Raw genomic sequence first — 20,769 nt, 5'->3', positions numbered from 1 at the left:
CCGACCCTACGACGGCCCACCCCCGCGCAGTCCGCCGGACACGGCGACCGCCGCCAGCGCCAGCAGCAGTCCGCCCGCGGCCACCCCCAGCGCCGGTCCCGGACCCCACAGCGTCCACGCCGCCCCGAACAGCAGGGACCCCGCGAACCGGGCCAGCGCCTGCGCCGTCTGGAGCACCGCCAGCCCCGTCGTACGCAGCCCCGCCGGAAGCAGCGGCGCCGCCGCGGCCATCAGCACCCCGTCGGTGGCCGCGTAGAACAGGCCGAGCGCCGCCGGCACACCCACGACCAGCGGCACCCCGGCCGGCAGCGGGGCCAGGAGCAGCAGGCAGGCGCCGAGCAGCAGCACGTGACCGGCCAGGAAGACCCGGCCGCGCCCGACCCGGTCGGCGAGCCGGCCCACCGGTACCGCGGCCGCCAGGAACACGGCCGCCGTACCGACGGGCAGCAGCGGGAACCACACGGCCGACAGGTCCAGCCTGCGCTGCAGCAGGAGGTAGAGGAAGGCGTCGCCGACGGTGAACAGGCCGAGCACGCCGGCCGTGAGGCACAGCCGGCGCAGGCCGGCGACCCGCAGGAGGGAGCGGACGGGCGGCGCCGGAGCCCGGCGGGCGGCGGGCTGCGCGGGCGTCCCCCGCACGAACAGGGCGAGCATCACCACGCCCAGGACGGCGACGCAGCAGCTCACGGTGAACACCGCCGCGTACCCGTCCACCGCCACCCACAGCACTCCGAAGGCCGCCAGCGGTCCCAGCAGCGCGCCCGCGGTGTCGAGCGCCCGGTGCACCCCGAAGGCGCGCCCCTGCATCCCGGACGGCACCGACAGCGAGATCAGCGCGTCGCGGGGCGCGGTGCGCAGCCCCTTGCCGGTCCGGTCGGCCGCGAGCACCACCGCCACCGACCACGGGGCGGTGACGGCGAGCAGGGCCGCCTTGCACGCCGCCGAGAGCGCGTACCCGGTGCCGGCGACGAGCTTGTGGCGGTGGGTCCGGTCGGAGATCCGGCCGCCGGCGATGCGCAGCAGAGCGGTGGCGCCCTGGTGGAGACCGTCCAGGGCGCCGAAGGCGAGCGGGGACATGCCGAGTCCGGCCATCAGGTACAGCGGCAGGACGGCGGTGACCATCTCCGCGGAGACGTCCGTGACCAGGCTGACCAGTCCGAGCGCGAACACCGTGCCGGGGACGGCCCGCACGGGGCCCTTGGCGGCCGGGGTGCCCGCGGAGACGTCCGCGGCCCGGCTGGTCGACAGGTACACGGATGCCTCCGGGGCCGGGGTCAGAACCAGGTGACGGTGAGCGGGAAGGGGACGGTGACGGTCGTGCCCGTGGAGTCGGTCGCCGTCGCGGTGACCCGCACCGTGCCGACGGACCAGGGCTTGCCGCTGATCCGGCCGGTGGTCGCGTCGACGCTCAGGCCCCAGGGCAGACCGGTGGCCGCGTACCGGACCGGCGGTCTTCCGCCGGTGGCGCTGAGCTGGACGGTGCAGGACTGGTTGAACTTGCACGTCCGCGGGCCCGGATCGGCGAGCTTCAGATCACCCGCGGTCGGCGTCGGCGTCGGCGTGGGGGTCGGGGTCGGGGTGGGCTCCGTCGAGGTGTCGAACACCTCGCTGATCGGCTGGACGTTGGCCGCGTTGCCGGCGTGCGTGGCCGTACCGAAGAGGTCCTCGAACGTGCGCAGCAGGTGGTGGTGGTTGAAGGCCGTGGCGTACTTGCCCGTCCTGACCTTCGCACCGTGGAAGACGGTCGCGATCTGGTTCGACCCCAGGTAGTTGTCCTCGTCCCAGGTGAGCACCAACAGGCTGTTGTTGGCCTTCGCCCACTGCGCGTAGGCGTCGAGGTTGTTCCTCGTCCACGTGTCCCCGGTGCCGACGGAGCACGAGTGCATGTCGTTGCACTGGTTGGGGACCACGAAGGACAGGTGGGGCAGCGCCGCGAAGTTGTTCTGCGGGAACTGCGTCCACGTCCTGCCCGTGTTCAGCGGTACGTTCCTGAAGGCGAACCACGGGTTGTGCTTCTGCGCGTACTGGCCGTTGGTGCAGGCCGTGGACCCCTCGGCCGGCAGGTCCTCGTTGTACGTCGCGAAGGTCTTGCCGGCGGCGATCAGCTCCTGGCCGAGGTTCGCAGCCGTCATGGACTGCGGGGTGTAGCAGCCGTCGCCCGTGATGCCCTGCGTGGACCCGGAGAAGAGGTTGAAGTAGTTCGGCTGGCTGGGGTGGGTGAGCGCCTTCATGCCGGTCAGGCTCGCGCCGCCGTTCGCCAGCTGGTTGATGTACGGGGCGTTCGCGCTGCCGATGATCTCCCCGTACTGCTTGTTCTCGTACACGACCACCACGACGTGGTCGTAGGAGGGCAGGGCGGCGACCGCCGCGGCCGCCGGAGCGGCCGAACCGTGCTCGGCCGCCTGCGAGTTGACCACGGTGAAGGCGCCGAGCAGGCCGAGCGTGCCGAGGCCGGCGACGGCCGCGGACCACAGGGCGCGGCGTCTCGTGCGCGCGGCCGGTGAGGGTGGACGCGAGGGCATGGGTTCTCCTTGTCGCTGTCGGTGGTGTAGCGGCCGCAGGGGCCGACGGGTCGAGCAGTCCGGTCATTCCTCGCGGCGGGCCGGGCCGGCAACGGCGATGTTCAGGAACCGCGGTACGGGCCGCCCCCGGTCGCGGAAGTCCTCCGCGACCGCGGACCGCACCGCCGCCAGCCGCGCCCGGGGCAGCAGCACCAACAGGCTCCGCCCCGGCCGCTGCCCCGGCGGCCACGCGCTCAGCGCCCCGGCCCGGCGTGCGCAGGACACCGCACGTGCCAGCTCCGACGGGCGGTCCGCGGCCTCGCCACGCACGACCATCAGCACCAGCCGAGCCCCCGACGCCGCCGGGTCGAAGACGACGTACCGCTGCCGTCGGCGCGGCTGCGCGCCCAGCAGCAGGGCCCGGCCGGGCCGGGCGAAGAACACCGCCCGGCGCAGTCCTTCGTCGCCCTGCGGCAACGCCTCGGCCAGCAGCCGGGCGAGCAGGGCCCGGTCCGGACGCCCGCCCGCCGCGTGGACGTCGGCCGCCGCCAGCGCCACCGCGCAGTCGGCCGGCTCCGCCGTGGCCAGTCCGGCGGCCCCCGTGAGCGAGCCCTGCACGTGCAGGTCCGTCCCGCCGCGGCCGTACCCGGCGCGCGCCAGGGCCCGCAGCACGGTGTACGGCCGGACGGCCCAGGCGGGCACGTCGGGCACCGGCCCGGACAGGGTCAGCGGCAGGTCGCAGCTGTCCGCCGGATGCCCGAGGGAACTGAGCCGTACCAGGCCGTCGTCGCGGGGCGCCGCGGCTGCGGCCGTCGGCCAGCCGGCCGCGGCGACGAGCCCGGGGGAGCCGAGCCGGAAGGCGTACGGGGCGCTCCACACCGCGGCCGGGGGCCGGCCGTGTGCGGCCTCCAGGGCGTAGGCGACCAGGCGGAACAGCGGGTCGGCGGTGGCCCGCCGGGCCAGGTCGCCTCCGGCGCGGCCGGCCGGCCCACCCGCGGCGGGGCCGGCGGAAGGGCCCGGTGCCCCCGGCTCCGCCCGGTCCGTGGTCGCGTGGCCGGTGGCGGCGGGGCGGCCGGTCATGGCGTGTCCTTCCGGGCCAGCAGCCGGTAGGCGTTGCCGCCGTCCGTGCGGCGGGCGGCCGCCGTGCGCAGGGTGTCCAGTGCCGCCGCCGCCGCGAAGCACGGCAGCGCGGCCAGCCGTACGGCGTGGGCCCGGGCACGCGTCCGCCGGGTGGCGGGCGGCCCCCACGGCCGGTCCGGGTCGGGTGCCAGGCGCGACGCCGTGAGGGCCACCGCGCCGAAGAAGTCGTTGCCCTGGTGGGCCGGCCCGTGTTCCTCGGCGACGACCGTGAACCCCCGGTCGGCCAGCGCCTCGCGCAGGTTCGCGGCGGGGGCGAGGTGCTGGTGCTGCGGCTGGAACCAGGGCAGCCAGGCCGGACCGAGCAGCCGCGCCATGCGCGACTCCGGGTCGGGCAGCTCGATCGCCAGGAACCCGCCGGGGCCCAGGACGGTCGCCGCCGCGTCCAGTTCGGCGAGCGGTTCCCGGGTGTGCTCCAGGTAGTGGTACATGCTGACCACCTCGTACTGGCCCGCCAGCTTCGGGGCGAACTCCGGGAACTGGCCCTGGTACCCGGTCTCCACCCAGCCGCGCCGCTCCGCCTCCCGGACCCCGTCGCCCATGTCCAGCCCGTCGAACCGGGTCCGCGGCCACACCGCCCGCGCCGCGTTGCAGAAGTGGCCGTGGCCGGTGCCGACGTCGAGCCAGGACACCGGCTCCGCGTGCGGGAGCAGCATCTCGGCGCGCCCGCGGTAGGCGGCGCCCAGCCGGCCGAAGACCGTGCCGGCGCCCTCGCCGCCGCGCCCGTCGTAGAAGTCGCGGTAGTAGAACTCCAGCCCCTCCGGAGTCAGCCGGGGGTTCTGGAACACGTGCCCGCAGTCCCCGCACCGCTCCAGGGTGAACCGGCCGGGCTTGCCCTGGAGCAGGTCCGGCACCCGGACGCGGACCGACAACCGGGCGGAGCCGCACCACGGACAGTCCGGACGGCGTGCCTCCAGGAACCGGTCGGTGCCCGCGGCCAGCTCCTCCCGGTAGGCGGCGGCCCCCGCGCCGTCGGGCGCGCCGTCCCGCGGGGCCGTCCGGGCCGCCCGGGCCGTCCGCAGACCCTGAGCGAGGGAACGCACCGGCCTGGCGGCGGTGGCCCGGGCGAGATCGGCCGGCCGCAGCGGCGATCCGGAGCCGCCCAGCACCAGGTACGGCTGGAGCCAGTACAGCCCGGCGGCGGCCGCACCCCACCGGCCCTGGCGCACGGCGGCACCGGCCAGCAGTGCCAGCCCGCCCAGCTGGGCGGCGGCCAGCGCGCCCGGCGGCAGACCCTGGGCCCGCAGCTCCGCGGCGCGCGCCGGGCCGCCGGAGTCCCCGGAGGCCGCGCAGCTCAGCCCGGGGGCGACGGCCAGCCCCGTCGCGTCGGCGGCGTACTCCTTCAAACGGCGGGTCAGCGCCAGCAGTTCCGCCGGCTCCGGGTGCGGGCCGGCCGGATCCACCCCGGCGCGCTCCAGCACCTCCTCGGTGACCAGGACGGCGAACCCGGCACCGCGCCCCTGGGCCAGCCGGTCCCACCGGTAACGGGCGGGGTCGACCAGACGCAGCAGCCCCAGCGCCCGCTCGGCGGCCAGGTCCGCGGGCAACAGGTCCAGCACCCGCAGTCCCTCCCCCTCCGCGTACGCGCAGGCGGCGAGGAAGGCCGCCGGGTCGGGATCGACCCCGCGAGCGGTCAGCAGCCGCCACCCCGCGGCCCGCGGCACCCCGGCCGGCGTGGGAGGGACGACCGGCAGCACGGGCAGCGCCCGCAGCCGGAGCGCGGCGCGTACGGTGCCCGCGCCGAGGGCGGCCAGTAACACCGCGGAGGTCCAGCGGACCCCCGGGAGCGGAGGGTGCGTCATGTCAGCTTCTCCAAACGGTCGGCCGCGGCGGCGGCCCCGCCCGCCGCGGCGAATGAGGCCTGTATCCGCCGGGCGGCCCGGCGGTGGCCGGGATCGTCCAGTACGGCGGTGAGCGCGTCGCGCAGTTCCTCGGCCCGGGTCCGGCCGAACCGCACCCGGATCCCCGCCCCGGCCTCGACGACCTGGCGGGCCACGATCGGCTGGTCGTCCCGGATGGGCGCGACGACCAGCGGCAGCCCGTGCGCGAGCGCCTCGCAGACGGTGTTGTGGCCGGCGTGGCAGACCACCGCGTCCAGGTGCGGCAGCAGTTCCAGCTGCGGCACGCTCTCCTGGAGCAGCACGTGGTCCGGTACGTCCCCGACCAGGGCGGCGGGAGCCGCCAGCACCAACTGGACCTCGTCGGCCAGTCGTTCGGCTGCGCCCAGGACGGCGGCGTAGAACCGGGCCCCGGCCTCCTGGTTGAGGGTGCCGAGGGAGACCAGCACCCGCCGGCGCCCCGGGTCCAGACGATGCCAGGGGAAGCCGGGCGGGGCCGGGCGGGCCCCGAACGCCGGACCGACGTAGGCGTGGTGCGCGGGGAGATCCCCGCCCGTCCCCACCAGCTCGGGGGTGGAGAAGACCAGCACCAGCCGCTCGGAGAACCGCGGGTCCCACCCCTGCCCTCCGCGCCCGGCGCCGTACTCGGCGAGCAGGCCCGCGATCTGCCCGGCCACCCATTCCCCGACCTTGGGGAAGTCCGCGAAGGGGCGGGTCAGTTCGGCCGAGGTGCTGGCGGACGTCGCCCACGGGACACCGAGCCGCCGGGCGACCAGCGGTCCGGCCAGCGCCTGCTGGTCGGCGACCACCACATCCGGGCCGAAGGTACGCACGGCCCGCTCCACGCCGGGCACCATCGCCCGGGCGAGCGGCACCAGCGCCTCTTCCCACAGGAACCGCAGGGCGCCCACCCCGCGCAGGTCGCGCCACCGCTCGTGGAGTTCCGTGTACGCGCCGCCCGCCTCCTCGCCGGCGGGCAGGATCCGGGCCTGCGCGGGCAGCAGCCGGCCGAGCGCGCCGGCCGGGCCGGTCCAGGCGATCTCGTGGCCCCGGGCGGCGAGTTCGGCGCCCACGGCCACGGTCGGATTGACGTGGCCCGCCAGCGGCGGGACGGTGAACAGCACCCTCACCGGACCAGAGCTCCCACCCGCGACCGGGCCGCGGCGGCGGGTGGTGTCGCCGCCGCCGTCGCCGCGATGTGGGCGAGCACGGCTTCCCGCAGGGACCCGCTGCTCTCCTTGAGGACGTCGTGCCCCAGGCCCGGCAGGATCCGCAGCTCGCCGCGGGGTGCGTGAGCGACCAGTTCGCGCGCCCCGGGCACCAGCTCGGAGTGCTCGCCGCAGACGACCAGGGCCGGGCAGTCCAGCCGGGCGTGGTCGGCGGGGGTGAAAGGGCGGCTCGCGGCGACGTCGTCGATGAGCGACGTCCGGTTGAGGAGCGCGTCGGCGATGGCCGTGAGGTTGGCGGCCTTGCGCAGGCGCAGACCGCGCAGCTCGTCGGGGACGGGGCTGTCCTCCAGGCTGAGGGCGGCGGCCGACAGGGTGTCGACCATGTTCTCCACCCACGCTCCGCCGAGCGGGGGTTCGAGCAGGGTGAGCCCGCTGACCCGGCCGGGCCGCGCCAGCGCCGCGTGCAGGGCGAGGGTGCCGCCGTAGCTGTTCCCGACCAGGTGCACGCGGCGGCGCCCCAGGCCGAGGGCGGCGAGCAGGGCGAACAGGTCCCGCACGGCGGAGCGGCTGTCGTAGCCGGCGCCGGGCCGTTCGGTACGGCCGTGGCCGCGCAGGTCGTAGAGGACGACCTCGTGCCCGGCCCGGGCCACCGGTACGGCCAGGGGGCAGTAGAAGGAGGACAGGTTGTCGACGACCAGGCCGTGCAGGAACACCACGACGGGGCGGTCGGGCGCGTCGGCGCCGGCCGGGGCCGGGAGCCGCTGGACGTGGAAGCGGAGGGAGTTCGCGAGGACGACGGCCATGGCGGGCTCAGCCGGCCGACGCGGACGGTCCGCCCGCCGAGACCCGGGCCAGGGACGTCCGCGTGATCCGGCCGATGTGGGAGACGAGTTCCCCGACGGACATGGCCAGGATGGCGTCCATGTCCTTCTCCGCGAGGAAGCCCATCAGGTCCACGTCGGCGCCGTAGCGGTGGTGGAGCAGCTCGGCGAGCGCGACGAACTCCACGCTCTCCAGGGCGAGGTCCTCGTTGAAGGTCGTCTTCATCGTGACCTCCTCCGCGAGGAGGCACTCGTCGCCGACGATCTCCACGAGCATGCCGGTGATCTCGGCGAGGATGTCAGTTGCCATGACGGGTCTCCGTGAGGGTGAAGGGGACGGCGGGCGGCGCCGCCGCCGCGGTGTGGGGGGTCCAGGCGACGACGTGGACGGGGGGTGCGTCGGCGAGCGGAGCCGAGAGGCCGGGCAGGAGGGTGGTGCGGACCGGGTACGGGATGCCGTCGGGGGACGTCACGACCAGCCCGCCGGGATCCGGGTCGCCGGCCACCCGCCAGTCCCGCGGCCGGCCGGCCAGCCCGGTGCCGGCCGCCTTCGCGGCGGCCTCCTTGGCGCACCACAGCGCGGTCAGCGCGACCGGCAGGCCGGTGTCCCCGTGGACGGCCCGCTCCCCGGCGAGGTGTGCGGCGAGGCGTTCGGCCAGGCGGAGTTCGTCCGGACCGAGGGCGATCCGTACCAGCGCGCCCGGATCGGCGGTCACCGACTCGACGTCGATGCCGACCGGGCGGGTGGGGTGGGCGAGGGCGACCGCGATCCGGTCCTTGTGGGAGAGCGACAGCCGGAAGCCGCGGGTCAGCGGCCCCTCGGCCACCGGCCGGCCGGCGGGGTCGTTGCCGACGGGCACCTCGGCCGGGAACACCGGCCCGGCCCCGCCGTCCCACAGCAGCCCGCGCAGTGCGTCCTTCGCCGCGATCCGGCCCAGCAGCCAGGGCGCCCGGGCCCGCGGCGCGAGCCGCTCGTAGACCTCCCGTTCGGCGGCCCCGAGGTAGCGGCGCATCACCAACTCCTGGGAGGCGGGATCGCTCCAGCGGCGCCGGGCCAGGCACCAGCCCTCGGGCCGGGGCTCTCCGATGCCGCAGACCTCCGGGGTGAACTTCATCGGCCAGACCCGCTCGTCGGCGCCGAACCGGCGGTACGTCCACCCCTCGATCCGCGCCCACACCCCGCCGCCGGGTCGGCTCAGCTCGACGTCCCCGCGCACGCTGAGGTCCTGCACGGCACGGACCCGGGCGGTCGCGGCGAGCAGCGTCCGCGGGGCCGGTGGCGGGCCGTAGAACCGGATGCGGTCCACGGTGGCCGGGAACACCAGCCGGTCCACCGGGAGCCGCAGCTGCATCCAGTGCCCGAAGAGCTGCCCGGCGGCGTCCAGGAGCGCACCCGGGTCGGGCAGGGCCCGCAGCACGCCCCGGATGCCGTCCGAACCGACGGTCCGGACCTCGTGGACCCCGGCGAAACGCGGCCCGTGGAACATCCACCGGTCCCGGTAGAGGGCCGCGGCGCTCACGGGGGCCGGCCCGGCGTCGCGCAGCGGCGTGCCGTCGGGGGCGGGCGGCGGCCCGTACGCCTCGCCGAACAGCACGACCGCGGTGGCGTACGCGCCGAGCGCGACGCGCATCCGTCCGGGCCCGTCGGGACGGACGGAGACCGGGAGGTCGACGGCCGGTTCGACGGCGAGCCAGCGCAAGGCGCGGACGTCCTCGTAGCCGATGACGGCGGAGCCGGGCGCGGCGTGGCGCCGGGCGGCCTCGGCGGCCAGCTCCAGCATGGTCGTCATGGGCACCACGGGGAACCGGTCGGAGTCCTCGGCCCAGCCGTCGGGCTGCAGGTACACGCAGTGGTCCCGTACGTAGGGCAGGGCGGCGAGCGAGTACCGCACCGTCCGCGTCGCCGATCCGGCCTCCGGCCCGGGCCGCCGGCCCGCTCCCGGACCGGTACCCGCGCCGGAGACGGAGGCCGCCCAGGCATCGGTGACGGCGCGGGCGGCCGCGCCGGTGTCGGCGAGTACGGCGTCCAGCGCGGACAGCAGCACCGGCCGGTCCGCACGGGGCTCTGCCGCGGCCGGGGCCGGGCCGAGGAGCCCGGCCAGGGAGGCCCGGGCCGGTTCGCCGAGCCGGACCAAGGGCGATCCCAGGTCCAGGGCCGAGGCCCGGCCCCGCCCGGCGCCCGCGGCGCTCCGCCCGGCCGCCGCCGGGACCGGGGCCGGGCCGGTCCCGCACCCCGCCGGGCCTCCCGCGGGGAACACCGCGTGGCCCTCCGTCCAGAGCGCGGCGCGCGCGCGGTCGAGGGCCGCGAGTCCGCCGAGCCGGGGCGAAGAGGTGGACACCGACAGGTGGGGGCGGTCGCGGAGGGTGTCCTCCACGAAGCCCGGCAGGCTCCCCGGCCCCAGGGTGACGAAGGTCCGCACGCCCTGCTGCTCGTACAGCGCCACGGTGAGCTCGCGGAAACGGACCGGCTCCAGCAGGTGCCGCACCACCAGGTCCCGCACGTCCTGCGGGGCCGACGGGAACGGCGCGCACGTCGTCGCCGACCACACGGGTACGGAGCCCGGCGCGAGCGGCAGCCGGCCGAAGGCGGCACGGACCTGGCCGAGGTAGGGCTCCCACATCGGGGTGTGGAAACCGGAGCGGAACGGCAGCTCCTGCCCCAGGACCCCGTCGGCCCGCAGGCGGGCGACCACGGCCGCCACCTGGCCCGGATCACCGCACACCACCGACTGGTGCGGGCAGTTGTCGTGGCTGACCACCACCCGGTCCAAGCCGTGCAGCGCCGCCCGCGCCCGCGGCGCGCCGCAGCCCAGCGCCGCGTACACGAGGTCCGGGACCTTCAGGTCGCCCGGGCCCAGTGAGTCCAGGAAGGTGTCGGCCGCCTCCTGCGGATACATCCCGGCGGCCACCATCGCCGCCCACTCGCCCAGGCTGTGACCCGCCAGCACGTCGGCCTCGACGCCGAGGGCCGGCAGGACCCGGGCGAAGAACCGGCCGGTCGCCAGGGCGTCCAGGGCCCGTTCCACGAGCGACTCGCCGCGGGTGAGACGGGGCGGCGCCAGCGCGAACCGTTCCGCGACGTCATCGACCACCGGAGCGAACTCCGGCTCCAGGCCCGGGAACAGGAACGCCACCCGCCCGCCCAGCGGCTCCGGCGCGAACCACACGTCGCCGCGCCCGCGCCACGGGCGGCCGCGCGCCACCGCCTTGCCCGCCAGGGCGAGCCGCTGCGGCGTCGGCCCGACCACCGCGACCCGGCAGGGGCCCTCGCCCCCGGACACCGGGGAGGCGGCCGCCAGCCGCGCCGACAGCTCCTCCGGGGTGTCCGCCCCGATCAGGAGCACGTCACCGGGCGCGGCCGGGCCCACCGGCGCGGCCGCGCCGCCCAGCGGCAGGAACCGCCGCACCGGCAGCCGGGGCCGCGCCGACGCCGGGGCCTCCTCCAGGACCACGTGCGCGTTGATCCCGCCGAAGCCGAAGGCGTTGACCCCGGCCCGGCGGGGCGCCCGACCGCGCTCCCAGGGCTGCGCCGCGGTCACCGGCCGCATCCGGGTCCGGACCAGGTCCGGGTGCGGCTCCTCCAGGTGCAGCGTCGGCGGCAGCACCCCCTCGTGCACCGCGAGCGCGGCCTTGATCAGCCCGGCCATACCGGAGGCCTGCATGGTGTGGCCGAGCATCGACTTCACCGAACCGAAGCCGATCCCGGGCCCGCCGTGCGGCCCGGGTGGTCCGAACACCTGGGCCAGGGTGTCCAGTTCGGCGGCGTCGCCGACCGGGGTGCCCGTACCGTGCGCCTCCAGCAGCCCCAGCGCGCCCGGCTCCCGCGGGTCCAGGCCGGCCTCGCGCCAGGCCCGTTCGAGCGCCCGTACCTGGCCCGCGACCAGCGGGCTCATCAGGCTCGCCGCCCGGCCGTCCCCGGCCACGCCCGTCCCGCGGACCACCGCGTACACGCGGTCGCCGTCCCGCTCGGCGTCCGCCAGCCGCTTGAGGAGGACCACTCCCGTGCCTTCGGACAACAGGGTCCCGTCGGCCCTGCGGTCGAAGGGCCGGATGCGTTCGCTGGGGCTGAGCGCCCGCAACTGGGTGAAGACGCTCCACAGCGTCGCGATGTGGCAGTGGTGCACCGCCCCCGCGACCACCGCGTCACAGCGTCCCGTCGCCAGCAGCCCCACGGCCTGGTCCACCGCCAGCAGGGAGGAGGCACAGGCGGCGTCGAGGGTGTAGGCGGGCCCGCGCAGGTCCAGCCGGTTCGCGGTCCGGGCCGCGGTGAAGCTGGGGACCAGCCCGATCGACGCCTCGGGCCGCTCGGGGCCCAGCGCCTCCTGGAACGCCGACCGCACCGCCGCGATCCGCCGCTCGTCCAGCTCCGGCGCCAGCTCCCGCAGGGTCTGCGCCAACTGGTGCGCGGTGCGCACGCGTTGGTCGAGCCGTGCGGTGGCCACCCCCATGAACCCGCCCCGGCCCAGCACCACCCCGATGCGTGCGCGGTCGGCCGGCAGCCGGTCCTCGCCGCCGGCGTCGGCGATCGCCTCGGCCGTCGCGTGCAGGGCCAGCATCTGGTCGGGTTCGGCGCCCTCCACGGCGGCCGGCATGATCCCGAACCGGGTCGGGTCGAAGGCGGCGAGGCCGTCGACGAAGCCGCCGCGCCGGCAGTAGAAACGGTCGCCCGCCGCGGGCCCGGTGGCCGCCTCCGGATCGAAGTAGACCTCCGGGTCCCAGCGTTCCGGCGGGACCTCGCCGATGGAGTCCGTACCCGCGAGGAGGTTGCGGCGGTAGGAGGCCAGGTCGGCGGCTCCCGGGAACACCGCGCCCATCCCGACGATCGCGGCGTCGGTCGGGCGGGGTCCGGTGCCGGTCCGTCGCTCACTCATCGGCGCCGACCTCCACCGCGGGCCCGGCCATCAGGACGACCTGTACGTCGTTCCCGCGGGCCAGTTCGTCGAGGAAGGCGGCCGTGCCCGCCTCCGGCGCGAGGAGCGGGACACCGCGCCGGGTGTAGGCGCGCTCCAGTTCGGGGGTGACCATCCCGCCGGCCTCGGCCGCCCAGGGGCCCCAGTCGACGGACAGCACCCGCCCGGGGAAGGACTCCGCCCAGGTGTGCGCGAAGCCGTCGAGGGCGTCGTTGGCCGCGGCGTAGTCGCTCTGCCCGCGGTTGCCGTACACCCCCGCGACGCTCCCGAACAGGGCGAGGAAGCGGGGTGCCGGCCAGGAGCCGTGCTCGGCGGCCGCGGCGGCCAGGTGCCGGGCGCCGGCCACCTTCGTCGTGAACACCTCGGCGAAGTCCTCGGGCCGCTTGTCGCGCAGCAGCCCGTCGCGCAGGACGCCGGCGCCGTGCACGATGCCGTCCAGCCGTCCGTGGCGCTCCCGTACGTCGGCCACGACCGTCCGTACGGCGCGCTCGTCGGTGACGTCGGCGCAGTGGTAGCGGACGGAGGCGGCCACCCGGGCCAGCGCGGTCAGGGTGGTGCGCACCTCGCGCCCGGCGAGGATCCGCGAGGCGGCGGCCTCGATCTCCGCGGGCCTGCGCAGGCCGGAGGCGATCAGGGCGGCGCGCAGCGCGACGCGGTCCTGGGCCTGGCCGAACGGGTCGTCGGCGGACTCCGGCCGGGGCGTGCGCCCCACGAGTTCGATGTGGCATCCGGTGGCGCGGGCCAGGGCGAGCGCGGTACGGGCGGTGATCCCGCGGGCCCCGCCCGTGAGGAGGACCACCGAGCCCGGGTCCAGGAGGGCGGGGGACGCCGACCGGGCCGGCAGGGGCGCCGGTACGGGCCGGCGCGTGACGCGGGTGCCCTCGGGCGTGTAGCCGACGGAGGCGGGCGCTCCGCCGGCGGCCGCGGCGGCCGGGGCCGGGCCGGCCAGTTCCGCGACGAGCTGGGCCGCGACGCGCTCCGGGTCCTCCTTGGGGTGGACGTCCACCGCGCGCACCAGGGTGGCCGGGAATTCGAGGGCGGCGCTGCGGGCGAATCCGTGCAGGCCGGCTCCGGCGGGGGAGCCGGGGCCGGCCGGGCCGCCGGTGTGGCCGGAGGCGGTCACCAGGAGGAGGCGTGCCACACCGGCGGTCAGGGCGCTCCGCAGCCCGGTGAAGGCGCCGGGCAGGACGGGCCCGGCCCCGGCCCGCAGGGGGGACAGGTCGACGATGCCGTCCAATCCGGTTCCGGTTCCGGTGTCGGCCGCGGCCCCGGCCTCCGGCACGGTCCGCGGCTCGGCGCCCAGCGCCTCCAGGGCTGCGGCGAGGGCGGGCGCGAGGCCCTGGTCGTCCTCGACGATGCCGATGCGGCTGCCGCGCAGGCACGCCGGGTCGCTGTCGGGCGCGGGGAGCGGGGACAGGCCCACCCGGAGCCGGGCGGCGGATGGGGCGCCGGGCGCCGCGGCCGGAGCCGGTGCCGGGGCGGCGGCCGGGGCCGCAGCGGCGGCCGGGGTGAGCTCGGGTGCGGGTGCGGGTGCGGGCCTGGGGGCCGGCACGGGTGTCGGGGGCGTGGTGGGGTCGGTGCCGGGGGCCGCTCCGGCCGCCGGGGCGCCGCCGCCGTGGGCGGTGACCCAGTCCACGATGCCGCGCAGGGTCTTCAGCCGGGACAGCTCCTCGACCGCGGACTCGGCGGAGCCGCCCGGGTCCTGGGGGAGGCCGATCCGGTCGGCGAGGGCTCCGATGATCTCCACGCGCTTGATGGAGTCGATGGAGAGGTCGGCCTCCAGGTCCAGCTCGGGGTCGAGCATGTCCAGGGGGTAGCCCGTCCGGATGTGGACGATCTCCAGGACCACGTCCATGACGTCGGCGGCGGAGCGGACGGCGGGAGCACCGGCGGGGGCGGGGGTGTCGGCGGCGTCGGTGCCCGCCGGGCCGGGCGCGTGCCGGGCCGTCTCCTCCGGCGCCGGACGGTGCTCGGGGCCGGATATCCCGGCGGGGCCGCGTTCGGTGTCCTGCGGGGAGCGTCCCGGGCCGCTCCCCGTCCCGCCGGAAACACCGTGCACCGCGGCCGGGGGCGAGGCTCCCAGGTAGGTGACCAGGACGTCCCGTTGGGCCTCGACCAGTGCGCGGACGCCGCGCAGGTACTCCAGTACCGCCTCCTCGCGGCCCTTGCCTTCGTCGGCCATCGTCGTCTCCTTCTCCGGGGCCGGGTGGGCCCGGACTCGTCGGGCCGGGCGCAGGCCGCCCGGGACCGGGGTGCCGTCCGAGGTGCGGACCAGGTGTCCGTCGACGAGCCAGCCGGGGCGCCGCGGGGCCCGGTCGGGGAGGCGGACGGTGCGGCCCCGGAAGAGCGCGTCCGGCGCCACCGGGACGCCCGCCGCCGTCAGTTCGGCCAGTGCCGTGACCAGCCGGACCAGCCCGTGCTCGCCCGGCACGTCCAGGGGGACCACCGTGTGCGGGCGCTCGTGGAGGATCCGGCCGACGAGTCCGCTCAGGACCCGGCCGGGCCCCGACTCCACGAAGGTCCGGACGCCGGCCGCGTACATGGCCTCCACCTGTTCCACGAACCGGACCGGCTCCGCGAGCTGGCGTGCGGCCAGGTCCCGTACCCCTTCGGCCGTCGCCGGATACGGCCCGGCCGTCGTGTTCGACCAGACGGGGATACCCGGGACGGCCACCGCCGTCCCGGCCAGTTCGCGGGCCAGGTCGGCCGCGGCCCCCGCCACCACCTCGCTGTGGAACGCGCACGCCACCGGGATCGGCTCGGCCGACAGGCCCGCCTCCCGCAGCGCCGTCACCGCCGCTGCGACCGCCGGGGAGGGGCCCGAGATCACGCACTGCCGGGGGGCGTTGTGGTTCGCGACCGCGCAACCCGCGCGGGCGGCGAGGTCCCGTACCTCGTCCGGCGCCGCCGAGACCGCCGCCATCGTCCCCGGATCCCTGCCGGCCGCCGCCAGGATCGCCCCGGCGCGGCGCTCGCTCAGCCGCAGCAGGCTCGCCGTGTCGTAGGCGCCGGCCGCCCACAGCGCGGTGAGCTCCCCGTACGAGTGCCCGGCCACGGAGTCGGGCCGTACGCCGAGTTCACCGAGCAGCAGGTGCGCCGCGGCCCCGGCCAGGCCGAGGGCCGGCTGCGCCACCCGGGTGTCCGTGACCGCGGCCCGCTGCGCGGCCCGCCCCTCGGCGGTGAACGCGGCGGGCGGGAACATCGCCGACACCACCCGCGGGGGAGCCGTGTCCAGCAGGCCGCGCAGGCCGGGGAAGGCGGTGAACCACGGGGCGCACATGCCGGGTCGCTGGCTGCCCTGGCCGGGGAAGAGGAACGCCACCCCGCCCGGCTCCGTTCCGTCCGCCCGTACGTGGACCCCGTCGCCCGCCGTGAACGCCCGGGCCCGTTCCAGCCGGACCGCCAGCTCGTCGAGGTCCGCGGCCACGACCGCCACCGTCACCGGGCCGGTCCCGTCGGCGGCGGTCTCGGCCGCCAGGTCCCGCAGGGCCCAGGGGCGTCCGGCGGTGTCGTTCTGCTCCAGGCGCGCCGCGAGCCGTGCCATGGCGCGGGCCGCGGACCGGCGGTCCGTGCCGCGGAAGCAGAACAGCTCGGCCGGCCACTCCTCCAGGCCGTGCCGCGGCTCGTCCGCACCCCCGTAACCGGCGAGCACCGCGTGGTAGTTGGTTCCGCCGAAGCCGAACGCACTCACCCCGGCGACGCGCCGCCGCGCGGGCACGGCCCAGGGGCGCGGCCGCGTGTCGAAGGAGAAGGGGCTGGTCTCCGGCCGCCAGGCGGGGTTGGGGGTGTCGATGTGGAGGGTGGGCGGCCGGACACCGGTGTGCACGGCCCGGGCCGCCTTGATCAGTCCGGCGAGCCCGGCCGCGCACTTGGTGTGCCCGAGCTGTGATTTCACCGAGCCCAGCGCACAGGCTCCGACGGGGGCGCCGGACGCGGTGAACAGCTCGCTCAGCACGGTCAGTTCGGTGCTGTCGCCCACCACCGTTCCGGTGCCGTGCGCCTCGATCAGGCCGACGTCGGCCGGGGAGACGCCCGCTCGCGCGTAGGCCCGTTCCAGGGCCCGTCGCTGGCCCTCGGGCCGGGGGGCGGTCAGGCCGAGGGACCTCCCGTCGCTGGCGGCCCCCACCGCCTTGATCACGGCGTACACCCGGTCGCCGTCGCGTTCGGCGTCCGCCAGCCGCTTCAGTACGACCGCGCCGACGCCCTCACCGAGGGCGATCCCGTCGGCGGAGGCGTCGAAGGGCCGGCAGCGGCCTCCGGGGGACAGGGCGCGCACGGAGGCGAACATCAGGTAGTCGTTGATGCCGTTGTGCACGTCGGCGCCGCCGCACAGCACCATGTCGCTGTCACCGTCGCGCAGTTGCCGGCAGGCCAGGTCGAGCGCGGCGAGGGAGGAGGCGCATGCGGCGTCGACGGTGCAGTTCGCTCCGCCCAGGTCGAGGCGGTTGGCGACCCGGCCGGCGATGACGTTGGCGAGGATGCCGGGGAAGGAGTCCTCGGTGAGCCGTGGAAGCTGCTCGTCCAGGGCGTCGGGGAGCTCCCCGAGGTAGGCCGGGTGCAGGGCCCGCAGCCCGTAGGCTCCGGCCAGTTCGGTACCGGCCTCCGCACCGAAGACGACCGAGGTCCGGGAGCGGTCGAAGGCGCGGTCCCGGCCGTAGCCCGCGTCGCCGAGGGCCCGTGCGGAGATCTCCAGGGCCAGCAGCTGCACCGGTTCGATCGCGGAGAGGGAGGCGGGCGGAATGCCGTGCGCGAGCGCGTCGAAGGTCACCGGGCCGAGGAAGCCGCCCCAGCGGGAGGGCGTGCGCTCCCCGGCCCGGGCCGGATCGGCGTCGTAGTAGAGCTCCGGGTCCCAGCGGTCGGCCGGTACCTCCGTGACGGCGTCGGTCCCGGCGAGGACCATCGCCCAGTAGGCGGCGAGGTCCGGCGCGCCAGGGTAGGCGCAGGCCATGCCCACGATGGCGACGTCGAGCGGGTCGGCCTCCTCGCGCGGCCGCCCGGCGGTCGTCGGCTCCTCGCCCGTCAGCTCCTCGGCCCGCCGCGCCAGCCACGCGGTGGCCCCCTCGGTGACCTGGCCGTGCAGGGCCGCGACCGTGGTGGTCCGCGTGCGCAGGGTCGCCGCCTGCCCGAGCATGAACAGCCCGTCCGCCGCCTGCCGTTCCTCGGAGACGGGTTCCGGCGCGCCGCCGCCCGGCGGCCGCCGCAGGCCCTTGCTCGCGATCCGCAGCCGGCCCAGGTTGAGTCGTTCCAGCTCTTCCCACACCTCCCGCGGTTCGACGCCGCCGTCCGTGAGCCGCCGCCGGGTCGCCTCGAACGTCGCGGCGTACGGGGTGGCCGCGCAGCGGGTCGCGTGGCCGGGCGCGGTGTGCAGCAGCACGGTGTCCGTGCACTCCACCGCCGTCCGCTGGAAGCCCGGCAGCACCGCGCCGGCCGCCACGGCCTCCTCCGTGAACAGGTACGCGGTGCCCATGAGCACCCCGACCCGGGCGCCCTGCGCGGCCAGCGGGGCGGCGGCCGCCACCGCCATCGCGGCCGACCGGTCGTCGTGGATCCCGCCCGCGAACAGCACGTCCAGGGCCGCCGGGTCGGGGCAGGAACACAGCAGCAGTTCGATCTGCTCCTCCCACAGGGGGAAGGAGGCGCGCGGTCCGACGTGCCCGCCGCACTCCAGGCCCTCGAAGACGAACCGCCGCGCTCCTTCCGCGAGGTACCGCTCCAGCAGGCCGGGCGAGGGCACGTGCAGGTGGGTGCGGATCCCGGCGGCCTCCAGCGGGGCGGCCTGCGCCGGAGTGCCTCCGGCGACGATCGCGTGCGGGGGCCGGGCCGCGGTGACGGCCGCGAGCTGCTCGCGCCGCAGCTCGGGCGGGGCGAAGCCGAGCAGGCCCACGCCCCACGGGAGGTCCCCGAGCCGCTCGGCGGTCTCGGCGAGGAGCCGGCGTACCTCCGGGCCCCGCATCACGGCCAGGGCGAGGTACGGGATCCCACCCCCGGCGGCGACCGCCTCGGCGAAGGCCGCCTGGTCGCTCACCCGGGTCATCGGTCCCTGCGCGACGGGCAGCGGCCGCCGGAGGGGTGCGGCCCGTACGGCGTCCGCCAGGTGCCCGGTGACGGCCGCCCGTACGGCCTGCAGCACGCCGCCGGTGGTCCGGTGGCGGGCGGCCAGCCGGGCCGCGGACGCCCCGTCCTGCCCGACGGGCAGGAGCTGCGCGCGCAGGTCCCGGGCACCCAGCAGCGTGGGCACCGCGCCCTCGGGCGGGGTCAGGTCGGGTCGGGCGAACACCCGGTGACCGTCCAGGATCCTGGTCTGCGAACCGTCCATCGCGCGCAGGGCCGAGGCCACTTCGTCCGGCAGGTCGGTCTCGCCCTCGACGGTAAGGGCCAGTTGGACGTCGAGCAGCACCCCGGCGGCCCCGCCCGCGACGGCCGCTGCGGCCGTGTGTGGACCGATCCCGCCGAAGGCCAGCACGGGCAGGGTGACGGCCGGGTCCCCGAGGAGCTGCTGCAGCAGGACGAAGGTGGTCGTCCCGCCGATCCGGCCGCCGGCCTCGTGCCCCTTGGCGACGAGGGCCCGCACGCCCGCGGCCACCGCGGCGGCCGCCTCCGCCGGGCCGGTGACCTCGGCCCAGACGCGGGGCCGGCCCGCGGCTCCGGCCCAGGCCGCCACCCGCCCGGGAGTGAGCGAGGCGGGGTCGGCGAGCAGCACCGTGTCCACCTGCGCGGGGAGGTTCCCGGGGGCGACGGGGCAGTGTGCGGGGATCCGCACCCCGTGCCGGCCCGCGCTCGCGCCGGGGGCCCGGGAGGCGCCGGCGAGCCGGCGGCCCGTCTCGGCGAGGGCACGGCGGGCGGCGCCGGCGTCCCGTCCGAGATCGAGCAGCCCGAGGGCCCCGGCCCGCTCGGCGGCGGTCACGATCCCCGGGCGGGGCTCCTCGAAGGGGCACACCGCGACGACGAGGTCGCGGACGGCGGGTGACGGTGGGGGATGGGGGATCACAAGCGCTCCTCTTCCAGTGCTGTGTGACATGACGCATGGCAGGACGGAAGAACGGGAGAACGAGCGGGCGGGCGGCGGTCGGCGAGCGGGGGGAGCGGCACGGCCGGGAGACGCGGCGGGCTTGAACGGTGGTCAAACGCCCGGACGCCGCGTTGCATCGTGCGGGGCCCGCAGTGCACTGTCAACAGCCGTGCGGAGCGCGGAGCTTCGCATTATCGGTACCCCGTGCCCGCCGGGCGCGTTCCGAGGGCGGACCGGCCTCCCACCCCCGCCGCGCCGGTGACCTGCGGCGATCGGCGCCCCGCCGCGACCGGCCCGGCCCCGCGGGCCGGCGCAGGGCGCACGCGGGGGCATGCCGCACCGGTATGCCTGGCCGCCCACCGGGCATGAACGTCACGCCCACCGCGGGAAGTTGTTCACGGGACGAGCCCTTACAGGTACGGCCCCGCGCGGTTACCGTCCGGTCATGACGCCGACCCTCGCACAGCTCCGGTACCTCGTCGCCGTCGCGGACTGCCGGTCCATCACCGGCGCCGCGGCCTCGGTCTTCGTCGCCCAGTCCGCCCTGTCGCGGGCCGTCCAGGCCATGGAACGGGACCTGGGCGTCGAACTCCTCGCCCGCCGGGGAAGGGGGGTGGACCTCACGCCGGAGGGGGCCCGGGTCGTCCGGTTGGCCCGTACCGTGCTCAACGCGGTGGAGGCCATCGACGACATCGGGATCTCCCACGGCAAGGACACCGGGTCGGTGCTCACGCTCGTCAGCACGCCCACCCTCGCCCTGGACCTGGCCGCCGACCTGATCGTCGCCTTCACCGAACGCCATCCGAACGTCGACGTGCGGCTCCAGCAGCACGGCAGCCGCGAGGCACTGGTCGAGGCCCTGACCCAGGGACGCTCCGAACTGGCCCTGGTCGACCTGCCCGTCGACAAGGAACTCTCCACCCACTTCATCCAGGAACGCGAGGTCGTGCTGATCTCGCCGAACGGCTCCCGGCTGCCCGACCCGGTGCCGTTCCGCATGCTCGACGGCCTGCCGATGGTGCTGCCCACCCCGGGGACCGGCCGGCGCACCGAGATGGAGGCCATGTTCAGCTGCCTCGGGGTGCGGCCCGTGCCCTCCCTGGAGGTCGACGAACGCCTGGCCTGGGTGACCGGCGTGACGGACGGCCGCGGTTCCCTCATCTGGTACCGGGACGTGGTGCTGCGGGCGTTCGGGAACCGGGCCGAGATCCGCTCCTTCACCCCGCCCCTGCTGCGCCCCGTGGGCATCGCCCACGCCCGGCGGCCGCTGAGCCGCGCCGCCCGCGCGTTCATCGCGCAGGCCGGGCACAAGGCCCCGGTCCGCGAGCCCGTGCGCTGAGCCATGCACGCGCGGCATGGTGCGGGGCATGCCGCCACGGCATGG

Annotated in this window: 10 protein-coding genes; 1 reads left to right on the top strand and 9 read right to left on the bottom strand. The window is 77.0% G+C overall.

The features are described 5' to 3' along the window. Positions 1-6: 6 nt before the first annotated feature. The 9 genes from AC2RP6_RS08430 to AC2RP6_RS08390 form a co-directional block, all read right to left on the bottom strand. Complete coding sequence (locus tag AC2RP6_RS08430) at positions 7-1,254, bottom strand: MFS transporter (protein ID WP_486445628.1); 1,248 nt, start codon at positions 1,252-1,254, stop codon at positions 7-9. A gap of 20 nt (positions 1,255-1,274) precedes the next feature. Continuing rightward, positions 1,275-2,522 (bottom strand): alkaline phosphatase family protein, encoded by a 1,248-nt coding sequence (locus tag AC2RP6_RS08425; RefSeq protein ID WP_486445627.1) that lies wholly within the window; start codon positions 2,520-2,522, stop codon positions 1,275-1,277. A 63-nt stretch (positions 2,523-2,585) separates the two neighbouring features. Beyond that, positions 2,586-3,581 (bottom strand): galactokinase, encoded by a 996-nt coding sequence (locus AC2RP6_RS08420; protein WP_486445626.1) that lies wholly within the window; start codon positions 3,579-3,581, stop codon positions 2,586-2,588. Continuing rightward, the gene (locus tag AC2RP6_RS08415) at positions 3,578-5,440 is read right to left on the bottom strand and encodes a methyltransferase domain-containing protein (RefSeq protein WP_486445625.1); all 1,863 of its coding nucleotides are present in this window, start codon (positions 5,438-5,440) and stop codon (positions 3,578-3,580) included. Before AC2RP6_RS08415 ends, AC2RP6_RS08420 begins: the two co-directional genes overlap by 4 nt. Further along, a complete protein-coding gene (locus tag AC2RP6_RS08410; protein ID WP_486450258.1) occupies positions 5,437-6,600 on the bottom strand; it encodes a glycosyltransferase in 1,164 nt (387 codons plus the stop codon). Before AC2RP6_RS08410 ends, AC2RP6_RS08415 begins: the two co-directional genes overlap by 4 nt. Positions 6,601-6,602: 2 nt before the next feature. Beyond that, entirely contained in the window at positions 6,603-7,448 is an 846-nt protein-coding gene (locus tag AC2RP6_RS08405) for an alpha/beta fold hydrolase (protein WP_486445624.1), read from the bottom strand. A 7-nt stretch (positions 7,449-7,455) separates the two neighbouring features. Further along, positions 7,456-7,776, bottom strand: a complete 321-nt coding sequence (locus AC2RP6_RS08400) for an acyl carrier protein (RefSeq protein WP_486445623.1) — start codon at positions 7,774-7,776, stop codon at positions 7,456-7,458. Then, positions 7,766-12,337 (bottom strand): beta-ketoacyl synthase N-terminal-like domain-containing protein, encoded by a 4,572-nt coding sequence (locus tag AC2RP6_RS08395; RefSeq protein ID WP_486445622.1) that lies wholly within the window; start codon positions 12,335-12,337, stop codon positions 7,766-7,768. The genes AC2RP6_RS08400 and AC2RP6_RS08395 overlap by 11 nt, the downstream gene beginning before the upstream one ends. Continuing rightward, positions 12,330-19,364 (bottom strand): SDR family NAD(P)-dependent oxidoreductase, encoded by a 7,035-nt coding sequence (locus AC2RP6_RS08390; protein WP_486445621.1) that lies wholly within the window; start codon positions 19,362-19,364, stop codon positions 12,330-12,332. Before AC2RP6_RS08390 ends, AC2RP6_RS08395 begins: the two co-directional genes overlap by 8 nt. A 466-nt stretch (positions 19,365-19,830) precedes the next feature. On the opposite strand from AC2RP6_RS08390, the gene AC2RP6_RS08385 reads away from it, so the two are divergent. Beyond that, positions 19,831-20,724 (top strand): LysR family transcriptional regulator, encoded by an 894-nt coding sequence (locus AC2RP6_RS08385; protein WP_486445620.1) that lies wholly within the window; start codon positions 19,831-19,833, stop codon positions 20,722-20,724. The last annotated feature ends 45 nt before the right edge of the window (positions 20,725-20,769 follow it).

The organism is Streptomyces sp. WAC03905 (assembly GCF_057371075.1).
The sequence above is the reverse complement of the archived record's forward strand: the minus strand, read 5'-3'. Positions and strand labels throughout refer to the sequence as shown.